This is a genomic window from Oceanobacter mangrovi (genome assembly GCF_019740315.1).
In the GTDB taxonomy this organism is placed as follows: Bacteria; Pseudomonadota; Gammaproteobacteria; order Pseudomonadales; family Oceanobacteraceae; genus Oceanobacter; species Oceanobacter mangrovi.
On sequence record NZ_JAHXZR010000007.1, the window covers coordinates 14,186 to 34,775 of the forward strand.

20 protein-coding genes are annotated in these 20,590 nt (G+C 55.9%); 4 read left to right on the forward strand and 16 right to left on the reverse strand.

Features of this window, described 5'->3' with window-relative positions; genetic code table 11:
- Positions 1–104 precede the first annotated feature (104 nt).
- The 4 genes from nrdA to bcp all read left to right on the forward strand — a co-directional run bounded on the left by nrdA (position 105) and on the right by bcp (position 4,698).
- Positions 105–2,384 (forward strand): class 1a ribonucleoside-diphosphate reductase subunit alpha, encoded by a 2,280-nt coding sequence (gene nrdA / locus K6123_RS14640; RefSeq protein WP_221799008.1) that lies wholly within the window; start codon positions 105–107, stop codon positions 2,382–2,384.
- Positions 2,385–2,533: 149 nt separating this feature from the next.
- Complete coding sequence (gene nrdB, locus K6123_RS14645; protein WP_221799010.1) at positions 2,534–3,664, forward strand: class Ia ribonucleoside-diphosphate reductase subunit beta; 1,131 nt, start codon at positions 2,534–2,536, stop codon at positions 3,662–3,664.
- Entirely contained in the window at positions 3,664–4,152 is a 489-nt protein-coding gene (gene yfaE, locus K6123_RS23470; protein WP_343224002.1) for a class I ribonucleotide reductase maintenance protein YfaE, read from the forward strand. The genes nrdB and yfaE overlap by 1 nt, the downstream gene beginning before the upstream one ends.
- A 63-nt stretch (positions 4,153–4,215) precedes the next feature.
- Positions 4,216–4,698: a thioredoxin-dependent thiol peroxidase gene (bcp, locus tag K6123_RS14655; RefSeq protein ID WP_221799012.1), complete on the forward strand. Its 483-nt coding sequence runs from the start codon at positions 4,216–4,218 to the stop codon at positions 4,696–4,698.
- Positions 4,699–4,744: 46 nt separating this feature from the next.
- On the opposite strand, the gene K6123_RS14660 is transcribed toward bcp, so the two are convergent.
- The 16 genes from K6123_RS14660 to flhA form a co-directional block, all read right to left on the reverse strand.
- A complete protein-coding gene (locus tag K6123_RS14660; RefSeq protein WP_221799014.1) occupies positions 4,745–4,984 on the reverse strand; it encodes a hypothetical protein in 240 nt (79 codons plus the stop codon).
- Positions 4,985–5,090: 106 nt separating this feature from the next.
- Positions 5,091–5,480: a DUF2802 domain-containing protein gene (locus K6123_RS14665; RefSeq protein ID WP_221799017.1), complete on the reverse strand. Its 390-nt coding sequence runs from the start codon at positions 5,478–5,480 to the stop codon at positions 5,091–5,093.
- Between the two features lie 18 nt (positions 5,481–5,498).
- Positions 5,499–5,981 (reverse strand): chemotaxis protein CheW, encoded by a 483-nt coding sequence (locus tag K6123_RS14670; RefSeq protein WP_221799018.1) that lies wholly within the window; start codon positions 5,979–5,981, stop codon positions 5,499–5,501.
- Positions 5,982–6,156: 175 nt separating this feature from the next.
- Positions 6,157–7,206 carry a hypothetical protein gene (locus K6123_RS14675; protein ID WP_221799020.1) on the reverse strand — a complete coding sequence of 350 codons (1,050 nt, stop codon included), beginning with the start codon at positions 7,204–7,206 and terminating at the stop codon, positions 6,157–6,159.
- On the reverse strand, positions 7,203–7,631 hold the full coding sequence (locus K6123_RS14680) for a hypothetical protein (protein ID WP_221799022.1): 429 nt from the start codon (positions 7,629–7,631) through the stop codon (positions 7,203–7,205). The genes K6123_RS14675 and K6123_RS14680 overlap by 4 nt, the downstream gene beginning before the upstream one ends.
- Positions 7,624–8,415, reverse strand: coding sequence for a ParA family protein (locus K6123_RS14685; RefSeq protein ID WP_221799024.1), 792 nt, complete (start codon positions 8,413–8,415; stop codon positions 7,624–7,626). Before K6123_RS14685 ends, K6123_RS14680 begins: the two co-directional genes overlap by 8 nt.
- A gap of 184 nt (positions 8,416–8,599) precedes the next feature.
- Positions 8,600–9,442 (reverse strand): flagellar motor protein MotB, encoded by an 843-nt coding sequence (locus tag K6123_RS14690; protein WP_221799026.1) that lies wholly within the window; start codon positions 9,440–9,442, stop codon positions 8,600–8,602.
- Complete coding sequence (locus K6123_RS14695; protein ID WP_221799028.1) at positions 9,426–10,166, reverse strand: motility protein A; 741 nt, start codon at positions 10,164–10,166, stop codon at positions 9,426–9,428. Before K6123_RS14695 ends, K6123_RS14690 begins: the two co-directional genes overlap by 17 nt.
- A 23-nt stretch (positions 10,167–10,189) precedes the next feature.
- Positions 10,190–11,323, reverse strand: coding sequence for a protein-glutamate methylesterase/protein-glutamine glutaminase (locus K6123_RS14700; RefSeq protein WP_221799030.1), 1,134 nt, complete (start codon positions 11,321–11,323; stop codon positions 10,190–10,192).
- An 80-nt stretch (positions 11,324–11,403) separates the two neighbouring features.
- Positions 11,404–13,704 carry a chemotaxis protein CheA gene (locus tag K6123_RS14705; protein WP_221799032.1) on the reverse strand — a complete coding sequence of 767 codons (2,301 nt, stop codon included), beginning with the start codon at positions 13,702–13,704 and terminating at the stop codon, positions 11,404–11,406.
- Between the two features lie 12 nt (positions 13,705–13,716).
- Positions 13,717–14,493: a protein phosphatase CheZ gene (locus K6123_RS14710; protein WP_221799034.1), complete on the reverse strand. Its 777-nt coding sequence runs from the start codon at positions 14,491–14,493 to the stop codon at positions 13,717–13,719.
- 15 nt (positions 14,494–14,508) lie between these two features.
- A complete protein-coding gene (cheY, locus tag K6123_RS14715; protein WP_425517709.1) occupies positions 14,509–14,883 on the reverse strand; it encodes a chemotaxis response regulator CheY in 375 nt (124 codons plus the stop codon).
- A gap of 351 nt (positions 14,884–15,234) precedes the next feature.
- Positions 15,235–15,948, reverse strand: coding sequence for an RNA polymerase sigma factor FliA (locus K6123_RS14720; protein WP_221799447.1), 714 nt, complete (start codon positions 15,946–15,948; stop codon positions 15,235–15,237).
- Between the two features lie 17 nt (positions 15,949–15,965).
- The gene (locus tag K6123_RS14725) at positions 15,966–16,787 is read right to left on the reverse strand and encodes a MinD/ParA family protein (protein ID WP_221799037.1); all 822 of its coding nucleotides are present in this window, start codon (positions 16,785–16,787) and stop codon (positions 15,966–15,968) included.
- A gap of 2 nt (positions 16,788–16,789) precedes the next feature.
- Positions 16,790–18,214 (reverse strand): flagellar biosynthesis GTPase FlhF, encoded by a 1,425-nt coding sequence (gene flhF, locus K6123_RS14730; protein ID WP_221799039.1) that lies wholly within the window; start codon positions 18,212–18,214, stop codon positions 16,790–16,792.
- A gap of 59 nt (positions 18,215–18,273) precedes the next feature.
- On the reverse strand, positions 18,274–20,493 hold the full coding sequence (gene flhA / locus K6123_RS14735) for a flagellar biosynthesis protein FlhA (protein WP_221799041.1): 2,220 nt from the start codon (positions 20,491–20,493) through the stop codon (positions 18,274–18,276).
- Positions 20,494–20,590: the final 97 nt, after the last annotated feature.

A 20,590-nucleotide genomic window follows, 5' to 3' on the forward strand; every position in this document is an offset into this window, starting at 1 on the left:
ACGCAAGTTACTCACCAGTTTCCCAGAGCTGGCTATTTCACTGAAAACACCGGTTGTTGAGCATGGATGTGATCGAAAACAAATTGAGTACAGGCGCAATCAACATGAACAGCTCTCTAAAAGTCACCAAACGCGACGGACGCCAGGAAATTATCGATCTGGACAAGATCCACAAGGTCGTTACCTGGGCCGCGGATGGACTGGACAACGTCTCAGTATCAGAAGTTGAACTGCGCGCTCACCTGCAGTTCTACGATGGCATCCCGACTTCCGAGATCCACGAAACCCTGATCAAGGCCGCTGCCGACCTGATTTCCGAGCAAGCACCGGACTACCAGTATCTGGCTGCCCGCCTGAACATTTTCCATCTGCGCAAAAAAGCCTTTGGTCGCTATGAGCCACCAACACTGCTTGATCAAGTCCGCAAGATGGTCGACCAGAAGCGTTACGACGAACACCTGCTGACTGACTATACCGACGAAGAATTCGGTGTGATGGAAACCTTCCTCGACCACAGCCGCGACCTGAACTTCAGCTACGCCGCCGTAAAACAGCTGGAAGGCAAATATCTGGTACAAAACCGGGTTACCGGTGAAGTTTACGAAAGTGCCCAGTTCCTCTACATCCTGATCGCTGCCTGCCTGTTCAGCGGTTACGACAAGGAACGCCGTCTCGATTTCGTCAAACGCTTCTACGATGCGGTATCAACGTTCAAGCTGTCACTGCCAACCCCGATCATGGCCGGTGTGCGGACGCCAACCCGCCAATTCAGCTCCTGTGTACTGATTGAAGCCGGCGACAGCCTCGACTCCATCAACGCCACTGCCAGCGCCATCGTTAAATACGTATCCCAGCGCGCCGGTATTGGTATCAATGGTGGCCGCATTCGTGCTCTGGGCAGCCCGATCCGTGGGGGCGAAGCTTTCCACACCGGTTGTATCCCGTTCTACAAACACTTCCAGACTGCCGTGAAATCCTGCTCCCAGGGCGGTGTACGTGGTGGTGCAGCTACCCTGTTCTACCCGATCTGGCACTACGAAGTTGAATCCCTGCTGGTGTTGAAAAACAACCGCGGCGTGGAAGAAAACCGTGTTCGCCACATCGACTACGGCGTTCAGATCAACAAGTTGATGTACGAGCGTCTGCGTCAGAACGGCACCATCACCCTGTTCTCACCATCCGACGTACCAGGCCTGTACGACGCCTTCTTTGAAGACCAGGAGCGTTTTGCCCAGCTGTACGCCAAGTACGAGCAGGACAACAGCATCCGCAAGAAAGTCGTCAAGGCCGTCGACCTGTTCTCCAGCATGATGCAGGAACGTGCCAGCACCGGCCGTATCTACATCCAGAACGTTGACCACTGTAATACTCACAGCCCGTTCAACCCCAAAAAGGCACCGGTACGTCAGTCCAACCTGTGTCTGGAAATTGCGCTGCCAACCAAGCCTCTGAACGATGTTAACGACGAAGAAGGCGAAATCGCCCTCTGTACGCTGGCCGCTTTCAACCTTGGCAAGGTTGACCAGCTGGATGAGCTGCAGGAACTGTCCGATCTGATCGTACGTGCTCTCGACAGCCTGCTGGACTACCAGGACTACCCGGTACCGGCAGCCCTCAAAGCCACCATGGGTCGTCGTACCCTGGGTGTAGGCGTGATCAACTACGCCTACTACCTGGCCAAGAACGGCGTGAAATATTCCGATGGTTCTGCCAATGGCCTGACCCACAAGACCTTTGAAGCCATCCAGTACTGGTTGCTGCGGGCTTCGGTTGAACTGGCCAAGGAGCAAGGTGCCTGCCCGATGTTCGGTGACACCACCTACGCCCAGGGCATTCTGCCAATCGACAGCTACAAGAAAGACGTTGACGCCTTCTGTGACGAGCCGCTGCACTACGACTGGGAAGCGCTGCGTACCGACATCCGTACCCACGGTCTGCGTAACTCAACCCTGACCGCACTGATGCCATCAGAGACGTCGTCGCAGATCAGTAACGCCACCAACGGCATCGAGCCACCGCGTGGCTACATCAGCGTTAAACAGAGCAAGGACGGTATCCTCAAACAGGTGGTGCCAGACTACGAGCAGCTGAAAGGCCAATACGAGCTTTTGTGGCAGATCCCCAACAACACTGGCTACCTGCAGCTGGTTGGTATTATGCAGAAGTTTGTCGACCAGGCGATCTCTGCCAACACCAACTATGACCCATCCCGTTTCGGCGGCAAGGTACCAATGCAGCAGCTGCTGAAAGACCTGATGATGGCTTACAAGAACGGCGTCAAAACCCTGTACTATCATAATACCCGTGACGGTATGGAAGACCCGCAGAAAGAAGCCATCATTCCGGAAGATGATGACTGTGCCGGTGGTGCATGTAAAATCTGATCCGGGTTTTCCCTGCGAACCATGACCAGCAGATAGCGTCTGGTCATGGTAAGATTCCCCACCCGCGTGAGTTTCTGCTCACGCGGGTTTGCTTTTTGAACCATCTGAATAACTCGGCCGCGCGACGGCCAGGTGAGACGATACCGGCCATGCCATACACCACGTTTAACCGTAACGAATTTGATACCTTTGCCCAGCCCATGTTTTTTGGGGAGCAAGTCAACGTTGCCCGTTATGACCAGCAGAAACACAAGATCTTTGAAAACCTGATCGAAAAGCAGCTGTCCTTTTTCTGGCGCCCGGAAGAAGTTGACTTGACCAACGATCGCAAGGACTTCCTCGACCTGCCGGAACATGAGCAACACATTTTCGTCAGCAACCTGAAATATCAGACCCTGCTGGACTCGGTACAGGGACGCTCCCCCAACGTGGCGTTTCTGCCAGTGGTATCGCTGCCGGAGCTGGAAACCTGGATCGAAACCTGGTCATTCAGCGAAACCATTCACAGCCGCTCCTATACCCACATTGTGCGTAACATTGTGCCAAACCCGGCAGTGATCTTTGACGATATTACCCGTAACGAACACATCACCCGTCGGGCCGTGTCCGTTACCCAGTACTACGACGCCTTTATTGAGCTGTCGTGCTGGTACCAGCAACTGGGCGAAGGTACCCACACCATCAATGGTGAAGTAGTTGAAGTCACCATGCATGAACTCAAGCGCCGCCTGTACCTGACCCTGGTATCAGTGAACGTGCTGGAAGCCATTCGCTTCTACGTCAGCTTCGCCTGTTCGTTCGCCTTTGCCGAACGCGCCAAGATGGAAGGCAACGCCAAGATCATCAAACTGATCGCCCGTGACGAAGCCCTGCACCTGACCGGCACCCAGCACATGCTGCAAATCATTGCCCGCGGCAAGGACGATGCAGAATTTGCCGACATCGCCGAAGAGTGCAAAGCCGACGTGGTACGCATCTTCAAGGAAGCAGCGCAGCAGGAAAAAGACTGGGCCGAATACCTGTTCAAGGACGGCTCCATGATTGGCCTGAACAAGGACATCCTCTGCCAGTACGTTGAATACATCACCAACCAGCGTATTGCTGCGCTTGGCTTCGACCGTATTTTCGAAGCCCGCTCCAACCCACTGCCATGGATCAACTCCTGGCTCAACAGCGACAACGTACAGGTTGCGCCACAAGAGTCCGAGATCAGCTCCTACCTGGTAGGCGCGATCGACAGTGAAGTCGATACCAGTGACTTTGGTGATTTCGACCTTTGATGAAAGCCCTCAACAAGCGCCGGGAGGAACTTCCCGGCCAGTCCGCCTCCAGTAATGATAACGACTGGTTTGAACTGGATGGCCGCAGCAACGACCAGCCTGACTTCGACCTTGAGCCATCCAGCGCAGAAAGCGCCGACGAGCAACGTCAGGCGGAATTGTATCTGCCCGAGAATGATCCTGAACATCCGGAGCCAACGCCACAGCTGGAGCTGGATGGTATGGCCCCCGCAATTTACAGCGTTATGCTCAGTGATGGTCGTGAGGCCCGCTTCCAGTACGCCAACAATCTGCTGGAGTCGCTTGAGGCACAAAACATCGACGTCCACTTCCAGTGCCGTGAAGGCTACTGTGGCAGCTGCCGTGCTCGCCTGTTATCTGGCGAAGTACACTACACCAGCGAGCCAATGGCCTGGATCAACGATGATGAAGTGCTGCTCTGTTGCTGTATTCCGCGTGGTCCGATTCAGCTGGAATTACTGAACTGATTGCGCTTGATCGAATAACATGGGTCAACCAAGATCAAACGAACAGCAGACAAGGAGCAAATCATGAGTGCACTCAACCTGCCTGAAGTTGGCAGCGACGCACCGGCGTTCAGCGCCCTCAATCAAAAAGGCGAAACAGTCACCTTGCAGGATTATGCCGGTAAGGTACTGGTGCTGTATTTCTACCCCAAAGCCATGACCCCCGGCTGCACTACCCAGGCCTGCGGCCTGCGCGACAGCAAGGAAGAACTGGCGCAATACAATGCAGTAGCCGTCGGCGTCAGCCCGGACAAACCAGCTCGTCTGCAAAAGTTTATCGACCGTGACAACCTCAACTTCGACCTGCTGTCTGACGAAGACACCAGCATGTGCCAGGCTTATGGCATCTGGGGCCTGAAGAAGTTTATGGGCAAGGAATATATGGGCGTCAACCGCATCACCTTCATCATTGATGAGGCAGGCAAGATTCTGCACGTAATGCCAAAGGTCAAAACCAAAACCCATCACGATGATGTGATTGCCATTCTGGCTGCACGTCAGGACTGATTTTCAGTCAGAGTGCTGACAGGCGGGCTGCATTGCCCGCCTGCTGTCAGACAAACTTGTAGACGCCACGCACCTTGTAACAGCTGCTGGCATTGCAATAGATCTGGATTGAGCGAAAACGATCAGCCGTCTCAATCAGATAGAGATCGGTAAATTCCGGTGAATATTCCATCTGGGTCGCATCCATGATGCGATTGGCCAGCAGAGACGATGGCTGCGGCTGTGGTTGCGTCATCGGCGTCACCAGACTGATCATCAATATCAAGCCTGCCGGTACTGCCAACATAATCACCTCCTGCCCGTTTGCGCGGGGGATCGATTGCCATTCCCTTGAGAGTCACCGCCTGTGAGTGTCCCTTTCCACCTGAATCATTCAGGTTGTCTTCTTATTCTTAATGTACTCGACCTTTCAGCGATAGCAACAACTCGGCCTCGGCTCTCGCCATACCACAACTTTCAACCAGCTCCCTGGCGTTCGCACCAAGCCGCACCAGTCGGGCGGCCTGTTGATACGATGCTTCATCTCCCGGCGTAAACAAGGCACGTTGTTCCGCCTCGCCCAGACGCTGGGTCAGCTGGCGAATTTTACGCCCCATGCCAACCACACTCTGGTTCATGGCCTCCTGATTCTGTTGCAGCTGACTGACGCGCTGACGCTGGGCAGTGTTTTGCTGCTCCAGTCGCACGATCCGCTGACGCATGCGCTGAATCGACAGGAAACCTGTTATCAGCATAGTTACTGCGCCTGCCAATGCCCACTGCTCAATTGTCAAAGGCCACATTTGTCGTTTCCTTCAGGGTTACAAACCCTGTAATTCTGACCACTCTTCGTCGGTCATGAGTTTTTCAAGATCCACGAGGATCAGTAACTCATCATTCTTGTGGCAAACGCCCTGAATGAATTTGGCACTTTCCTCGTTCCCGACAGATGGCGTGGTTTCAATTTCTGACTGGCGCAGATAAACCACTTCCGCCACTGCATCAACCAGGATGCCGACGACCTGGTTTTCCGCTTCGATGATCACGATACGGGTCTGGTCAGTCGTGTCAGCGGTCGGCAAGGCAAAACGCCGTCTGGTATCAATCACAGTCACGACATTGCCGCGCAGGTTGATAATGCCCAGTACATAATCCGGCGCTCCTGGCACCGGGGCGATTTCGCTGTAACGCAGCACTTCTTGCACCTGCATTACGTTAATGCCGTAAGTTTCGTTTTCCAGGCGGAAGGTGACCCATTGCAAGACGGGATCTTCGGCACTTTTGTTTCCGGCGATAGCTGACATAAAAACATCCTCATAAGAAAGGCCACGGCCTGACGTAAACCTGGCGAACCTTTCTTAACTATAGAACAGAGCACAATGTGTACCAGTTTGCAGAAAAGAAAATTCGTGACAGTCTGTCAACATCAGACGGGACGCCACCGTCAGCTTGCAGCGACGGCAGCACAAGACAAAAACTTCAGGACTGGTGAGCGCCAGCCCGCTTTGGACGACGGTTGTCCTCCAGCAAACCCAACAACCCTGGCACATCAATCAGGGCACACATTTCATCAATCACAGTACCGGCCAGCCAGGGCCGCTTGCTACGTTCACCGCGCCACTTGATAGCGTTCTGATCCAGTTTGACGGTGTCACAAATCTGCTGGCAGGCCACGGCCCATGGGGAGCGGTCGAGCTGGATGAAATATTCATAGCCTTCATCCTGCAGGCTGCGCTGACGCTCCGGCATCATCAGCAAGGCGCTGTCGACAATCGTGAGCTTGCCCTTTTCTCCCTGCCAGACGCCCAATGACCAACGCGCCTGACCAAACAGCGGCGTGATCTTGTCGGACACCCGATGCACACCACCCAGCCATGGCAAGGGAATCGCCAGCTTGAGCCCACAAACGATAAAGATCAGGCAATCAACACCACCGCCAGATTGCCAGTTCAATGACGCCAGCGCTGCTGCGGTGTCATTTTTCTGGCTCATCAAGGTGGCTTCAGGCACCGAAGTCGCCGTCGCTTTATTGACAGCCTGTTTACTAACGTCAGGGGCCGACGGAACGACGGGAGCCCTGGTTCTCGCAACGGGTTTGGTTTCGAGCGGCGGCGTAACAACCTTTGCTTCAGCGACCTTCAGCGCAACTGCCGGTTGAGCTAATTCAGTTTGCGGCTTTGCTGCTGGAGCAATCGGAATGACTTTTTCAGCAACGCTTTTTTCAGAAACGCTTTTGTCTGCAACAACCTTTTCTACCGCTGTTTCTGCCACCACAACCGGTGGCATTAACACCGGCTTGGGCGGCTCTGGCTCGGCAAATCTTGGCATCGCCGGTTTTTCAGGCTGAGGACTGCGAGCAGCCTGTGGCTGGACTCTGTTTTCAACTCCTGCTGGCGGTGCTGGCGGACGGTTATAGCGCTCAGCGGCGGCTGGTTTGCCGGAGCTGCCCGGTAATTCCAGCAGCAAGTCGTCGAGATAGCCCTGCAGGACTCCATCAACCTTGTTAGGACGTTTGGCGTTATCACTCATGGATACATTCCTGCCGCTTCAAGCCGAACCACCAGCTGCTGACACGATGCCAGCAAGGCACCGTGAACACGACTCCCACGCGGCAACTGCCTTAATAGAAACAGGCCATCCAGCAACTGTAACGGCAGCTGGCTACGATGCCCCTGACCGATTGTATTGACAGGTAACAGCGCCATGCCCTCCGGCAGGCTGCAAATCATCTCAGCGGATTCTGTGACGGCAACTTGTTGCTGCCCTGCCCGCGAGCTGGCAACCGCTTGCTCCAGTACCGCGTTCCAGTTGGTTGCAGGTTCAAGCTGGTCCGGCTCAGAGTCTTCCAGAGCAGCCACTTCAATAGCGTCATCAGCCAGCGGCAGCGGATCCAGTAACAGGCCGTCGAGATAGCTGCCGATCAGCTCATCAACACTGCCGCGAGACTCACGCATGCTGGCTAGTCCTTTCGACATCATGGTCCAGCGCAGTTAATAAATGTCGATAAACCCGCAGGCCACGGCTTTCTTCACCGAGTTGATGTGGAAACACACCTTCGTGGCTGGCATCGCGTAAACGGGTGTCCACCGGAATCGGTTCGGCGGCCAGATTAGTGCGATAGATCTGGCGCATTTCCTTGAGCGTAATGACCGAGGCTGAAGTCCGGCGGTCAAACATGGTTGGCACGATCGTATAAGGTAACTGGCGGCGCTGGGACTTCATCACCATTTGCAGGGTATGCACCATGCGCTCCAGCCCTTTCATAGCCAGATGTTCGGTCTGGGTTGGAATCACCAATCGCTGACAGGCGGCCAGTGCGTTGACCATCAACACGCCGAGAATGGGGGGCGTATCCAGCAGGGCATAGTCGTATTCATCCCATACCTGGGCCAGCGAACGGGACAACACCAGCCCCATGCCTTCCTGACCACTGACCTGACGTTCAAGCGTGGCCAGCGAGGTAGCAGCGGGTAGCAAATGTACATTCGGCAAGGAGGTTGGCCGAATCACCTGGCCAATGTAGTCGCGGTCTTTGCAGTTGTCGTCGAAAAACAGCTGATACATGCTGTGCTCAAGGCTGTCCGGGTCCAGTTTGAAATAACTGGTCAGGGAGCCGTGGGGATCGAGATCCACCAGCAGTACCCGTTCACCGCGTTCGCCCAGCAAGCCGCCCAATGTGACAACGCTGGTTGTTTTGCCAACACCACCTTTCTGATTTGCAATCGACCAGACTCGCATGTGGTCACCCCTGATAGAACACCCGGCCAAAGTACCGGGTAAAAGTCATTAATCTGTCGCCAGCGCTCTGAAATCCAGTAACTGACGCGCTTCAATCTGTTTGCTGGCCATCAGTACCAGCACTTTATTGCCGCTTTGGGCGGTTATCAGGACTGGAGCAAAGTCTGTTCCACTCCACACGGACTTATTGCGCCCCGGTTTCCGGTGCTGCCCAGGGTTCATCGCCATCACTGACCATCAACACGATTTCAACCCGCGCCGAAACCACACTGGTCTCGCTCGCTTGCCAGCCAGCGGCTGACGGCAAGGCTGGATGGTAATGGCCAACCCCGGTTGCCAGCAGCCGTGCCGGAGCAACGCCCTGAGTTACCAATTCATCAGCCACACTGGCCGCTCGCATGGCCGATAACTGCCAGTTACTGTCAAAGCCAGATTGCGGCATCACACTGGAATGGCCTATCACCTGAATCACATACGGCCACTCGCGTAACGCCTGCGCCAGCTGTTCTATACGTTGGCGTCCCGCCGGGCTCAATCGATACTGGTTGTTGGCAAATACAAACTCACCCGCCAACGCCAGGCTGGTCCACTTTTCAGCCTGTCTGATGCTGGTATCGGCGTCGGGCGGAAAAAGTTGAGTTAATTGGCGCAGTTTGTTGGTAGCTACTGCCAATGGCGTTTCAGTCGTTTCTGCAGGATTCTCTGCTGACAGCGATTCAGCGGCGGGCGGCGCTGGAGTATTTGCTGTTGCGTCAACCACCACAGGGGTGCCGTCATTGCCCATCGACTTGCTGTCAGTGGCAATTTGCCCCAGGCTTTGCTGCAACTGTTCAAGCAGGTTAGTCCCCTGGCGGCGGTCAATCTCACTCATGGCGTACAACATGATAAAAAAGGCACACAACAGGGTAATAAAGTCGGCATAGGACAACAGCCAACGATGATGATCGCTGTCCTGCTCCGGCAGCATCGGTGGTTTGGCCTGCCCCACCCGGCGTGATGCCGGGGTTTCGTCACTGATGCCAGACACGGATCCGATCCACAATCGCGACAGGGTTTGTGCCATGCAGCAGGTCATCAACCCCCTGCACCAGCGCCCAATAAAAATTGCTCTGCACCTGTAAACGGTGCTGCAAGAACTGCTGTAGCGGCAATACCACCAGATTCGACAGGGCGACCCCGTAGAAAGTCGCCACAAACGACGTCGCAATGCCCTTGGCGAGGGTATCCGGGTCACTGATACCGGACAGCACCTGAATCAACCCCAGTACCGCGCCGACAATCCCCAGCGTTGGCAGATAACCCGCCAGATTGGTCAGCAGCGCCAGCGCCTGCTGGTTGCGGGCAAAGCGGAAGTTGAGTTCATTTTCGAGAGTCTGGCGAATATCGGCAGGCGGATGGCCATCGGCAATCAGTCGCAGGGTACGGGCACAAAACAGATCCCGCTCGGACTGCAGCAATTCTTCCAGTCCGGGATTACCCTTGCGACGACGGGTATTACCCCAGTTAACGATGCGGTCAGAGAGTTGTTTGAGGCCAAAACTGGAATCGGCAGGCAAACGCCAGAGCGCCTGGGCCAGATGCTGCACCGCGACCAGCGGCGCTGGCACAAAGGTCGCCAACAGGCTGCCGATAATGACAATCACCGCCGCCATCGGGTTCCACAGCATCGTCAGACTGCCCCCTTCGATGCCAAACACCAGCACAATCATCACTGGTGCCAGCAGCAAGAGTGGCAAACGCCAGTACCCCATGGCCCCTCCTTGCAGACTGTTGGTCAGACAAGATCGGTCGACAAACGCGGCCCTATATCTTTCAGCGAGACAATATCGTCAGCGTAGCCAGCCTTGGCGACCGCCATTGGCATACCGTAAATCACACTACTGGCTTCGTCCTGGGCCCAGATATGGCCGCCAGCCGACTTCATCAGTCGCGCACCTTCCTTGCCATCCGCACCCATGCCGGTCAGCACCAGCCCCAGCGCCTTGCTGCCAAAGTTCTTGGCGGCGGATGCAAAGGCAATGTCGACGCTTGGACGATAGTTCACCCGTTCGTCGCTTTCACGAATACGAATGGCGGGCTGGCCACGGTTTTCCAGCATCAGCTGCATGCCACCGGGAGCCACATAGACATGTCCGGCAGCAATACGATCACCATCGACGGCTTCTTTCACCGTCATGCTGCTGATGCTGTTCAGACGTTCGGCAAATGCCTTGGTAAACGAGGCTGGCATATGCTGAATAATAATAATCGGCTTGCGGAAGGTCGGTGACAGCCCCTTGAACAGGGTCTGCAAGGCGGCCGGACCACCCGTCGAGGTGCCAATCAATACCAGCTCGATACCGTGCAAGGATTTTGGTGGTTTGCTGACAACCGGCACAGCCTCCACCGGTTTGCTGGCGCGTACCGTGCCAGCCTCCACGCGTGCTGTTGGCCGCAGTGGAGCAGTATCTGCAACAGACGGACGCGCTGGTTCTGGCGTGTGAGCCGGGGCTACAGCTGCGCGCCCCATCCGACTGCCCGATACAGCAACAATACGGTCGGTCAGCATCCGGCGTATTTCCGCCGTGCCCTTGGCCACCGCGTCAAAATTCTTCGGCAGATAATCCAGCGCCCCGGCATCCAGCGCATCCAGCGTGACGCGGGCGCCTTCAAAGGTCAGCGATGAAAACATCAATACCGGCACTGGCCGCCGCAGCATGATATTGCGCAAGGCGGTGATACCGTCCATCACCGGCATTTCGTAATCCATGGTGATGACGTCCGGCTTCAGCTGTTCGTTCAGGTCAATGGCCTCACGACCATTGCTGGCTTCGCCAATCACCTGCATACGAGGGTCTGCATTGATAATGTCCGACACCCGCCGACGGAAAAAGCCGGAGTCATCGACAACCAGTACCTTGATGCTCATAGATTTGCAGCTCTACAAGCCCCCGCCAGGCAGGGGCATTAAATCACGCCGGGCAGAACCCCAGGGTTCCGGCCGAGCTCTCAGGCAGCCGATGCATGGCGGGCTGCGTAGTGGTTCAACATGCTGGGGATATCCAGAATCAGGGCAATACGGCCATCACCCGTGATGGTGGCACCGGCCATACCGGCCGTTCCCTGCAGCATTTTGCCCAGTGGCTTGATCACCACTTCTTCCTGACCAACCAGCTGATCAACCACAAAACCGACACTCTTGGTTCCCACCGAAACCACCACCACATGACCGGTGCGGTCTTTGGCGTGAGCCTTGGAAGGCACCAGCCAGCGCTTCAGGTGGAACAGCGGAATCGGCCGCTCACGCACGACCACGACTTCCTGGCCATCAACGATGTTGGTCTGGGTCAGGTCGAGATGGAAAATTTCGTTAACACTGACCAGCGGGAAGGCAAACGCCTGGTTTTCCAGCATCACCATCAGCGTCGGCATAATCGCCAGCGTCAGTGGTACCTTGATCGCAATGGTGGTACCCATGCCAGGAGACGAATCGATCCGAATAGTGCCGTTAAGCTGGGAAATCTTGGTTTTCACCACGTCCATGCCAACACCCCGGCCAGAGACGTCAGAAATCTGATCCTTGGTTGAAAAGCCCGGCAAAAAGATCAGGTTAAAGCATTCCTGTTCGGTCAAGCGCTCTGCCGCGTCCTGTTCCATCAGGCCTTTTTCAACCACCTTGCGACGCAGCAGGTTGGCATCCATCCCCTTGCCGTCATCCTGAATCTGCAACAGGATGTGATCGCCTTCCTGCTCGGCAGACAGCACCACAGAACCAACCCGCGGTTTACCAGCTGCTTCCCGTTCAGACGGGGTTTCGACACCATGGTCAACCGAGTTGCGCACCAGGTGAACCAGCGGGTCAGCCAGCGCCTCAACCAGGTTTTTGTCGAGATCGGTTTCTTCGCCACGCAGTTCGAGGTTGATTTCTTTTTTCAGCTGCCGCGCGAGATCACGTACCACTCGCGGGAATCGACCAAAGACTTTCTTGATCGGCTGCATACGGGTTTTCATTACCGAGGTCTGCAGGTCGCCAGTCACCACATCGAGGTTGGCAACCGCCTTGGCCATGGATTCATCCTGGCTCTTCAGACCCAGCCGTACCAGCCGGTTACGCACCAGCACCAGCTCGCCGACCATGTTCATAATGTCGTCGAGACGCTTGGTATCAACCCGCACAGTGGCTTCGCCAGCCGGTTCCTTGTCGTGCTGTTTACGATCGGCAGCCGGAGCGGCGGCACGAGTGGCAGCCGCTGCCGGTGGACGTGCACCGGCACCACCCGCTGCAGCCACAGGCGCTTCAAAATGAGGTTCAGGGTCCGGCTGATAAGATGCCGATTCTTCGACCGCAGGGGCCGCTTCAGCAACGTCTTCATGCACAGGCTCTGCGGCGACTTCCGGGGCCGCCTCCACACTGAACTTGCCTTTGCCGTGCAAGCGATCCAGCAGCTCTTCAAATTCCGAGTCCGTAATCAGATCACTGGCCAGACTACTGTCCTGGGCTACTTCTTCGGCTACTTCAGCAACCGGCTCAGGTTTTGCGGCGGCCACGGGCTCACTCGCCGGAGTCCCAACAGCGACAGCGCCGTGTTTACCCTTGCCGTGAATCTGATCGAGCAAGGCTTCGAATTCGTCTTCCGTGATTTCATCGTCGGAACTGGCACCAGCAGAAGGAATATCGAACAGGTCATCGTCATCCAGTCCCATCCCTGCGGCAGCAGCCTCGGGTTCGGCGACCGCTGCCGGTTCGTCGTGTTGATCATCCAATGCAGACAACAGCTGTTCAAATTCGTCGTCGGTAATATCACTATCAGTGCCACTGCTGGCAGGCGCTGCAACGGGCTGAGGTGTTTCCACCACAGGTTCTGGCAGCGGCTCTGGCTGTTTGGCAACCGGCTGGGCTGGCGCTTTGGGCGCCGCTGATTGCGGCTGTGCCAGATCATGCAGCTGATGAATGATATAGGGATCAGCAGGCTCCGGTATGGCACCAGAACGCACATCGTCAAACATGCTATTGACAGCATCCAGTGCCTGCAAAACCACGTCCATCAGGTCGGCATCAACACTGCGCAAGCCATTACGAAGGGTATCAAACACGTTCTCAGCGGCGTGACAGCAGTCCACTAACGGCGACAACTGCAGAAAGCCAGCACCACCCTTGACGGTATGGAAGCCACGGAAAATCGCATTCAGCAGATCATGGTCGTCCGGACGCTGCTCCAGATCCACCAGCTGTTCGGACAGCAGCTCAAGAATTTCGCCAGCCTCTACCAGAAAATCCTGAAGAATCTCTTCATCAGCATCGAAGCTCATTTACCTGCTCCTTTAGAATCCCAAACTGGACAACAGGTCATCTACGTCATCCTGACTGGCGACCACGCCATCTACGGTTTTATCGATTTGTGGCCCTTCCGCCACGATTTCTTTGGTCTCACTGACCTCAGGCTCGGCGTCCAGGCCCTGGTGCTGAATACCGGTAATCTGGTCAACCGTGCCTGCCATCACCACCAGGTTAACCAGACGGCTTTCAACATCGCGCACCAGCGCGGCAACTTTCTGGATCACCTGACCGGTGAGATCCTGAAAATCCTGCGCCAGCAGAATCTCGGAAAACTGGTCCTTGATCTGACGGGAATGACGTTCGCTGTCTACCAGATATTCCTGGATGTCACGGGTCAGAGAGCGAAACTCGTCCGGCTTCAGCTCCTTGTTGAGAAACTTCTGCCATTGCTCCCGAAGCGCCGTGGATCGCTCATTCAACGTTGCCGCCAGGGGAATACCGGCATCGACCAGATCCATGGTGCGGTTGGCCGATTTATCGGTCATTTCGATGACGTACTGGAGCTTGTCGGTGGCTTTATCGATTTCTGAACCGGCGCCAACAGACTCAATATTGAGATTCTTGATCGACTCGTGCAGGGCACGGGTGAGTCGACCAATCTCCAGATACAGAGTCTTGTCACGAACCTCTTTCATCTGGTTCACCAGCGCCACAGCCTGCCCCAGATCGCCACGTTCGAGACTCTCGACCATGGTCTGGGCGAGGAGCTTCATCTCCTCGCTGCTTTGCTGTGAACCAATAGACTGGTAACTTTCGGACATGAATAAATCCCTGAGTTAGCCTTCGACACGCTCAAAGATCTTCTCAATCTTTTCCTTAAGCACCGCTGCCGTGAACGGCTTGACGACATAGCCGTTCACACCGGCCTGAGCCGCCGCCACAATCTGCTCGCGCTTGGCTTCTGCCGTAACCATCAGTACCGGCAGGTGACGCAGACGTTCATCAGCCCGAACTTTCTTGAGCAAATCAATGCCCGACATGCCCGGCATGTTCCAGTCAGTCACCAGAAAGTCGAAGTCGCCCTGCTGTAGCATCGGCAAGGCAGTCGAGCCATCATCCGCTTCGGCGGTATTGGTAAAACCCAGGTCCCGCAGCAGATTTTTAACGATGCGTCTCATCGTAGAGAAATCATCAACGATGAGAATTTTCATGTTCTTGTCCAAAACGACCTCCAATAATCGACTCAATCTCAAGCCGTCCAGCTACCCGGTGGCATTACCCCAACACCGGGGTGTTAAAGGAAGTGTAGACCCACTCTGACGGTTATCCAGCTGATGCCTGAGAGAATTCACTACCAGAAACCAATTTGGGCAATTGGCTCCGACCTCAGTGAATACGCCACTTCCGAAGTCATCGGCAATTTCGGTAACTACTTGAGCAGGAAAGCGTTATGAATACAGAAGGGAAACAGCAAGGGGTCAGATAACCGACCTTGATAAACGTGCAGACAGGCAACAGCAGCAGGATAAAGGGCAGGAAACGGTACGATGAGAAGCCAGATGCTACATCCAGCCTCCCAAACGAGCCCGCAAGCGGTGTGCCGCCTGACTGTGAATCTGACAGACCCGACTTTCACTGACGCCCAGCACGGCACCAATTTCTTTCAGGTTCAGTTCTTCGTCGTAATACAACGCCAGCACCAGTTGCTCACGCTCCGGCAAATCCCGAATGGCATCTGCCAGTTGCTTCTGGAAAGCGCCACGTTCAACACTGTGGGACGGATCTTCGTCGTCCGAGTCGAGCATGGCATCCACACTGTCGTGATGGTTCTCGAGCATTTCCTCGTAACTGAACAGCCGACAACCCGCACTGTCACGCAGAATCGCATGGTATTCGTCGGCACTGATGCCCAGTCGTTCGGCCACTTCGCTGTCGTCAGCATCACGGCCTTTTTCACTTTCAATCTGCTGGATCGCCTCGCTGATGCGACGGCTGTTGCGGTGCACCGAGCGTGGAGCCCAATCGCCCTTACGGATTTCATCCAGCATGGCACCGCGTATACGGATACCGGCGTAGGTTTCAAAACTGGCGCCCTTCTCGCCGTCGTACTTGCGCGCAGCTTCCAGCAGGCCAAGCATGCCCGCCTGGATCAGATCATTCAGCTGCACCGAGTCCGGCAAGCGGCCCAGCAAGTGATGAGCAATACGTTTGACCAGCGTGGCGTGCTCACGCACGCGCTCGTCCACGCTGTTTCCCTCAACCGAGGTATAAGCCATGCAACTGCGATTCACATTCAGGCTCCGACTTGTTGCTGCACCAGTCGATCAACAAAAAATTCCAGATGGCCACGAGGCGTTGAAGCCAGCGGCCAGGAGTCCACTTTTTTCGCCAGCGCCCGGAAGGCAATCGCCGCCCGTGAACGCGGATAGGCTTCGATGACCGCTTTCTGACGCTGCACCGCGCGCTTGACCGCATCGTCCTGTGGAATCGCACCAACGTACTGCAACGCCACATCGAGGAAACGGTCAGTCACCTTGGTCAGCTTGGCGAACAGGGCATGGCCATCCTGCGGGGTACGCACCATGTTGGCGACAATACGGAAGCGGAACATCCCATAATCGCGGCTCAACAGCTTGATCTGGGCATAGGCGTCAGTGATGGAGGTTGGCTCATCGGTCACCACCATAATGACTTCCTGCGCGGCACAGACAAAGCTGATCACGGTGTCAGAAATACCGGCCGCGGTATCGACAATCAATACATCAATGTCATCGGCCAGGTCACTGAACGCCTGGATCAGGCCAGCATGTTCAAGCGTGTTCAGCTGCGATAGTTTCTGGGTGCCGGATGCTGCAGGCACGATACGAATACCGCCCGGACCACGGACCATGATGTCACGCAAGTCACATTCACCTGCCAATACATTTTCAATGGTACGGCCAGCGCTGATGCCCAGCAAAATATCGATGTTGGCCAGACCCAGGTCAGCGTCCAGTACAACCACACGGCGTCCCAGCTCAGCCAGGCCAATCGCCAGGTTGACGGACATGTTGCTCTTGCCGACGCCCCCCTTGCCACCAGTGACTGCGATTACCTGTACAGGATGTTTTGCCATAACTACTGAACTCCGTGTTGAGAACCTGCTTGCCGGGCCGGGCTGCGCATGGCGTCTGCTGCTTGCCAGCGAGTACGTGCCATACGAGCCATTTGCTCAGCGAGCTTGACCAGTTTGCCTGCATCCGGGTAATGCAGATCGTCCGGGATGCGGGGGCCATCAGCCACCATCACCACCGGCATCCGGGTTAACGCCGCCACACTCATGGCTGGCCCCAGGCTGAAACATTCGTCAAGTTTGGTGAAAATACAGCCGGCCAGACCGGCTTCTTTATAATGTTCATAATTTTCCTGCAGACAACGACCCTGACTGGTCAGTGGCAACGTCAGCAGACAGCGCAGACGAGCAGCCTTGACCTGGCACTCAGACGCTTGCTTAAGCATAGACAATTGCTGCGGAAACGCCGGATCCTGACTGGCCAAACCGGCAGTATCGATCAAAACCAGACGTTTCTTTTCCTTGCCCACCAGCTGATCCAGCAGTGGTGCCAGATCATTGCCCGGTGTGACCGAGTGCAATTGCACCCCCAGAATCCGCGCCACTGAACGCAGCTGGTCTTGGGCTGCCATGCGGTAACTGTCGATACTCACCAGTGCGACCGAATCAGCACCGTTGTGCATGACAAAGCGGGCTGCCAGCTTACCGATGGTGGTGGTCTTGCCAGCACCGGTCGGGCCAACCAGAGCAAATACTCCGCCCTTGTCGAGGCTGCCGGACTTCACTACCGGCAATTCCATGGCAATCTGCCGCATCGCCTGTTTCCAGGCCTCTTCAATATTGTCGGATGGCTGCACACGGGCGACGATCTTGTCAGCCCAGGCGGGTTCCAGGCCGACATCCTGACAGCGATTCCACAGCTGGCTTTGCTGCCAGGTCATTGGCCGACCGCTATCCCAGGCACTGCCGCCATGGCTGACCATCCAGTTTTTCAGTTCCTGCAGCTCGCCACTCATCTTCGCCAGCAACTCGCTGTAATCGGTCTGCTCAGAAGACGCAGTTGCTGCTGCCATGGTTGGCGCTGCAGCCGATTTATTGACGCCCTGATCAGCTCGCTGACTGATGTTCTGACGCTCTGCCGGACGAGCAGCTCTGGCTGATTGCGGGCGCTGATAGGTCATGTCGGGCAGCTCGCCACGAATATCGCGGTCGAGGTCAATTTCACGTGGGGTTTCACCACGGGCTATGGCTTCACGACGCTGTTGCTGCAGCGCCTTGGCGCGTTCCAGTTCCTGTTGCAGCTGCAACTGACGATCCACTTCGGCGTTGTGCTGGGCGGCAGCGTCAGACTGGTAATCCAGAGCGGCGACAACCTCAAAGCCTTCAGCCACTTTTTTGGTCGACAGAATCACCGCGTCCTCTCCCAGCTCGCGGGAGACCTGACGCAGCGCCAACTGCATGTTTGAGCCAATAAAGCGTTTCACTTTCATAAGGACGTCTCGTCTACGTTAGAGGCCTGGCCTCTGGTTACCCTGGTTGCGACCGGGTGTCAGCGTTTACCACCGACAGCTGCTGAAATCGTAATGCTCTTGGTATCCGGAATTTCCTGATACGACAGCACGTGCAATTGCTCCAGCGAGTTACGGACAAACTGTGCCATCGCTGCGCGGATCTGACTGGTAACCAGCAATACTGCCGGGTGCCCTGCCATCTCCTGATTCTGAACCGCTTCGGTCAGTGAACGCTGGAGCGTCTCTGCCATGGCCGGTTCGAGCACCAGGCCCGCCTGACCACCGGTCTGCTGAGCCTGTTGCAAGGACTGCTGATATGACTTAAGCAAAAGCTGTTCCAATCCTGGATCCAACGTGATAACCGGCAGCGCATCCGCGTGGCCATAGATGTTCTGGACGATCAGGCGGCGCAGACCCATCCGTGCGGCCGCAATCAAAGCGGCAGAATCTTGACTATTGGCAGGGCTATTCGCCAAAGACTCGGCGATTGAACGCATATCCCGAATTGGCACATGCTCTTTCAGCAGACTTTGCAGCACCGTCAGCAACTGGCTGACGGACACCTTGTTGGGCACCAATTCTTCCGCCAGCTTGGGCGAGGTATTGGCAAGCATGTCGACCAGCTTCTGAACGTCTTCATGACCGAGCAATTCGTGGGCATGGCGGTAAAGTTTCTGATTGAGGTGAGTGGCTACCACAGTACTGGCGTCAACGACGGTATAACCGAGTGTCTGGGCGCGGTCTTTCTGACTGGCTTCAATCCAGAAAGCATCCATGCCGAAGGCCGGGTCCTTGCCGGGAATGCCTTCGATCTTGCCAAACACCTCACCGGGATTAATCGCCATTTCCCGTTCAGGATGAATTTCGGCTTCTGCCAGAGTGACGCCCATCAGGGTAATACGGTATTGATTGGGCAGCAGATCGAGGTTGTCGCGGATATGCACCGACGGCATCAGAAAACCCAGATCCTGTGAGAGCTTGCGACGGACGCCCTTGATCCGACTCAGCAGCTGGCCGTTCTGGTGTTTGTCGACCAGTGGAATCAGCCGGTAACCGACTTCCAGGCCAACCCGGTCGACTGGCTCAACGTCATCCCAGCCCAGTTCCTTGACCTCCAGCTGACGGATCGCCTGCTCGGCTTTTTCTTTCGGCGCTTCCAGCGCGCCACCCTTACCGGCAGGGCCAGCCAGCGCTTTAGGAGCTGCTTTAGGCTGGCCACCAAGGCGTTTCACCACCGCATCGCCAAGCTGGCCACCTTCTTTCTTGTAACGAATGGCGTAGGCCAGGCCACCGGAAATCGCCGCCGCGCCGAGGAATACCACGTGCGGCATGCCCGGAATCACGCCCATCAGGAACATCAGGCCAGAAGAAACCCCCAGCGCCTTGGCCGACGAAAACATCTGGCCAACCACCTGAGTGCCCATGTCTTCATCACTGCCGTTACGAGTCACCATGATGGCCGTGGCGACCGACAACAGCAGCGATGGAATCTGCGCCACCAGACCGTCACCAATCGCCAGCAGGGTGTAAACCTCCACTGCATTGCCAAAGCTGAGGGCGTGCTGGCCCATACCAATGGCAAAACCACCGATCACGTTGATCAACAGAATCAGGATACCGGCGACGGCGTCACCTTTGACGAATTTGCTGGCACCATCCATGGAGCCGTAGAAGTCGGCTTCAGCAGCCACTTCGGCACGACGGGTGCGGGCGGAATCAGCATCAATCAGGCCGGCGTTGAGATCGGCGTCAATCGCCATTTGTTTGCCGGGCATGGCGTCGAGAGTGAAGCGGGCACTCACTTCGGATACCCGGCCAGCACCCTTGGTGACCACCACAAAGTTGATGATCATCAGAATCATGAAGACCACCAGACCCACCGCGTAGTTACCGCCAATCAGCACTTCACCAAATGCCTCGATCACCTTGCCGGCGGCATCACCACCCTCGTGGCCATTCATCAACACAACGCGGGTCGAGGCCACGTTCAATGCCAGCCGCAGCAAGGTGGCGACCAGCAGAATGGTCGGGAAAATGGCGAAATCGAGCGGCCTTCTGGCATACACGCTCACCAGCAACACCACAATCGACAGAGCAATGTTGAAGGTAAAGAAGGTATCCAGCAGCATCGGCGGCAGCGGCAGGGTCATCATACCCAGCAGCACAACAACCATCAGCGGGATGCTGAGGTTTCCCTTCAACAGGGTCGAACTGCCCTGCTTGAGCTGTGAAAGTACCTGGGTTGCGGCAATGGCCATAATCGGGTCCGTCAGAAAATTGAATCTGTGAACCAGTTATCGCAATAATCGGGCCATAACCAATGCCCGCTTTCTGACAGTTATAAAAAAAGCGGCC